2 protein-coding genes and 1 pseudogene are annotated in these 3,584 nt (G+C 68.6%); 1 reads left to right on the top strand and 2 read right to left on the bottom strand.

Features of this window, described 5'->3' with window-relative positions; genetic code table 11:
• Nucleotides 1-1,941: DUF2207 domain-containing protein (locus HG543_RS52345; RefSeq protein ID WP_169352471.1), on the bottom strand; the 1,941-nt coding region annotated here is incomplete at its 3' end.
• 123 nt (nucleotides 1,942-2,064) lie between these two features.
• Nucleotides 2,065-2,592 carry an inosine/xanthosine triphosphatase gene (gene yjjX, locus HG543_RS52340; protein WP_169352470.1) on the bottom strand — a complete coding sequence of 176 codons (528 nt, stop codon included), beginning with the start codon at nucleotides 2,590-2,592 and terminating at the stop codon, nucleotides 2,065-2,067.
• A 607-nt stretch (nucleotides 2,593-3,199) separates the two neighbouring features.
• On the opposite strand from yjjX, the pseudogene HG543_RS52335 reads away from it, so the two are divergent.
• Nucleotides 3,200-3,584, top strand: a pseudogene (locus HG543_RS52335) (hypothetical protein); the annotation flags it as partial.

The following is a 3,584-nucleotide window of genomic DNA, read 5'->3' as shown; positions in this document are numbered from 1 at the left end:
CTCGCCTCCGCCCCCGCCCGAGGAACCTCCACCCTCGCTAAATCCGGAGCCGCCGGTGCTGGCCGTCGTTCCGTAACCGATGAACGAGGTCGAGCGACTGCGGCTGGCCAGCACCGCGTGGATGCTCGGGGAGAAGGAGGTCAGCGACGAGGAGAGCTCCGACAGGCTGGAGGCATGGAGCACCCGCGCCCCGAGGAGCCATCTGCCGCGGAGCGCATACGTCCCCTCCCTGGCCGGGAGCTCGGGGAAGGCGTGCACCCACCAGGCCTCCAGGCCGAAGGCCATGGCGTAGGGCAGCAGCTCGCTGAAGAGGTGCTGCTGTCCGACGAGCCTCATGCGCTGGTGCGGCGCCGTGCGGATGAACTCGCGGAAGCCCTGGGCACGCTGGCGCATGGCGACGCCGGCCGGGGTGAGCGGCGGTGGCAGCTTCGCCAGGTGATTCAACACGAGTGTCACAATCACGAGCAGCGGCAGCGGAATCAGGAGGTAGGGCTGTGCCGTGACGCATGACCCGCACGAGAGCAGGAGGGAGAGGCCCAAGAGGAGGGACATCCTGATCCTGCTGCTCCTGGGCATGGTGCCCGGCTCGAACTGGAACCAGTCTCGCACCTCGGGCGTCCGGCAGAGCTGCTCGCGCACCGTTTCGTAGCGCCTCGCCAACCTGCCCCCGAGCTTCGACAGCAGCACCGAATCTCCTTCACGGAATGGCACGCCAGAGTCCGGAGGAAACAGTGCCTCGTATAGCGCGCGCTCGTAGTCCGCGAGCGGCAGAAGCCCTGGGGCCTCGCGCTCGGCGCGCTTGATGAGGCGCCAGTCGCTCACCTTGCCCTTCCGTACCGCCACGACCTCGATGGACAGGAAGCCGCGCACCGCCAGGTCGACGAGGGTCGCCGCGATGGCCCGGTCCTCCACCTTCTGGTCGAGGAGAAGGCTCAGCATCGCCGGCCGCAGGCCCTCGGGTGGCCGCTCTTCCAGTTGTTCCGGGAGGGCGGTGTCGTGGATGAGGAGGTCCGGCGGCGGCGGCAGCGGCGCGACCTCCGGTGGCTCCTCCTCGGGTTGTTCCGAGAGGGCAGCCTCCTCCTTCCGCTGCTCGCGCAAGATGAACCACACGACGCCGGCGACCATCAGCATGAGCAGCAACAGGGCCCGGAGGTTCTCCCAGAGGCCGTAGTCGTCTTGGTCGCTCGCGGGGGCGGTGCCGTCGGACACGGGCTCGAGTTCCGGCGGGGGAACCCGGACAGAGCCCGGGGAGAAGGTGGCGAACACGGACATGTCGTCGCCGGGGTTGAGCGGCCCCGTGCTGTAGCGGACCGTGCCATCATCGAGGGTGGCCTCGGCGCAGCGCTTCGTACCGCCCCCTGGCCCGGCGTAGCAGGCAACGCGTGTCAGGGATTGCGGCCCGGTGACGAGGGCGGAGACCCGCTCGATAGGCACCTCCCACCGGAATCCCGTGACGCTCCAGTAGAGTTCCTCGTGTGTCGCGAACGAGCTCATCGCCCCGACGACGCGGTAGGTGATGCGGTAGCGATGAGGGCCGGAGACGAGCTGGGAGGGTGAGCCGATTCGCAGGCGGACGACATTTCCGTCCCGCGACACCACGAGGTCGTCAGGCGTTCCCGGACCGGCCTGGACGTGCGCGTCCTCAACGCGCATGCGCCGTTCGCGCGTCGCGCGGAAGCCGTAGTGCACGGGAATGTCGCGGTAGATGCCGTGCCTCTGGAGCGAGCCGAAATCGACGGCGATGTCCTCGGTCACGAGCACGTCGCCGTTGGGCTGCACGACGAGCCGGGCATCGAAGGACCGGACGACCCAGTCAGCGCCCGTGGCCACGGCTGGCATGGCGACCCGCAGCGCGAGGACGCAGCTCATGACGAAGAGCATCCAGCGCGAACAGCCGATGGAACGCCTGCCTGGGGCGGCCAGGTCCCTGGACCCGACCATGGTCCACCTCCTCCCGGGCCGCGGCTCCCAGGATGTCCCTCCCTTCCTCTTCAACCTCCCGGCTTCGGTGCGTCATCCTGTCCGCGGCGGTCGCTCCGGGAGAGTTCCGGCGATGATGCGGCATCAAGGCGCGCGGTAGAGCTCGGGGTGCAGGAAGGGCATGAGAGCGCAGGCCACGGGGCCCTGCCACATGTCCGCCCGAGTGAAGAGGCCGTTGGTGAGGATGCCCACCGCGCCGAGGCTCTTCTTGCTCTCGCTGCGGCCGGACACCTCGTCCATCACCGGCCCCAGCTCCTCGCCCTTCAGCGCCCGCGCGGCGACAGATGGAGGGAGAGGGAAGCGCACGCCCCAGGTCTGGTTCTCCCTCCCGTCGGCGCTCACCACCGCCACGCAGTTGATGAGGTGCCCGTCCTCGTCCACGCCTCCCTCCAACCCGAAGCCCAGCCCCGCGCCCTCCACCGCGGTGAGCGCCGCGCGCGCCCGGTTGCGCGCTCCTTCGGCCGTCTGCTCCGCGCCGATGGGTTGCTCGGACACGCCGCTGGGGACTTCCAGGGCGACGATGCGGCAACCAGGGAAGGCGCGCTCACAGAGGGCACGCACGGCGGAGGACTTCGCGGGGTTCGTCGAGCCAACGGCGATGGTGTGGAACATGGCAGGGGAGGCTTCGCAGCTCCCGCCCCCGGAGCCAAGCACGTTTCGACGCGCGCGGTAGCACCGATGACATGTCTGGCTTTCCCAGACGTCTGGAATGCAAGCCATTGAGGCAACCGGCAGGGGAGGGCGCCACGCGCTTCGCGCTCCGGCCGAGGTGATCGCGAGACCCTCCACGTTGGATCAGCGACGTCTCGCTACATGGCTGTTCTCCTCGTGTGATCCACACCCGCTGATCCACTCTGGAGAGCCGAGCCACACCTCTGTTGCCCTCTGTAAACCCCTGATCCGGAACAACTCCGAGAGCAAGAGAATCGACACTGGAGGCAGGACCCGGGGGGTAGACGGTTTCCAGATCGCGACACAGATCGCAGAGGCCTGGATCACCGACACGTCTCTGTCGTAGTGGTGTGACGCGATCAGCTCACGAGCCCGGCACCCCAGGGTTGATCAGGGTGCGACAGGACGCGGCAGGGCGCGGCAGGCAGGGGCGGTGCGTGACAGGGTGTCCCACGCACCGAGACACAAGGACGCGGACACCGACGAGCACCGGACGCACGCAACGAGCCCGACGCTTCGAGCGTCGGATCATTGGGAGGCAGTAACCGTGGGCGGCTTGGATTGGGTGCAGGTCGACGTCGGCTTTCCCCTGAGTCTCTCCGTGGTGGGAGCCGCGCGTCTTCTGGGCATGGAGCGCCGAGCGTTCCTGGGCGCCATCGTGGAGCTACAGATCTGGGCCGTGCAGGCCCTGCCCTCCGGACGCTTCGAACCCTTCGCCGCGTCCAACGGACGTCCGCGGGACGCGTCCGCGGATGAGGCGATCTGGTGTGAAGCGGTCGAGGGCGCTGTCCGCTGGACAGGCACCCCCGGGGCGTTCTGGGAAACGCTGATCCGCACCGGCATCCTCGTCCGCGAAGGCGACAGCGTGCGGCTCACGCTGTGCGATCGCTACGTGCAAGTCCTCGAAAAGAGGAGGAAAGAAGCCGAGCGCA

The sequence above is a fragment of the Pyxidicoccus fallax genome, from assembly GCF_012933655.1.
Classification (GTDB): Bacteria; Myxococcota; Myxococcia; order Myxococcales; family Myxococcaceae; genus Myxococcus; species Myxococcus fallax.
This window is presented reverse-complemented; position numbering and strand designations above follow the sequence as displayed.

Bases quoted from the DNA above. Each gene is read 5' to 3' on its own strand.
- yjjX (WP_169352470.1), bottom strand. From the start codon at position 2,592: ATGTTCCACACCATCGCCGTTGGCTCGACGAACCCCGCGAAGTCCTCC.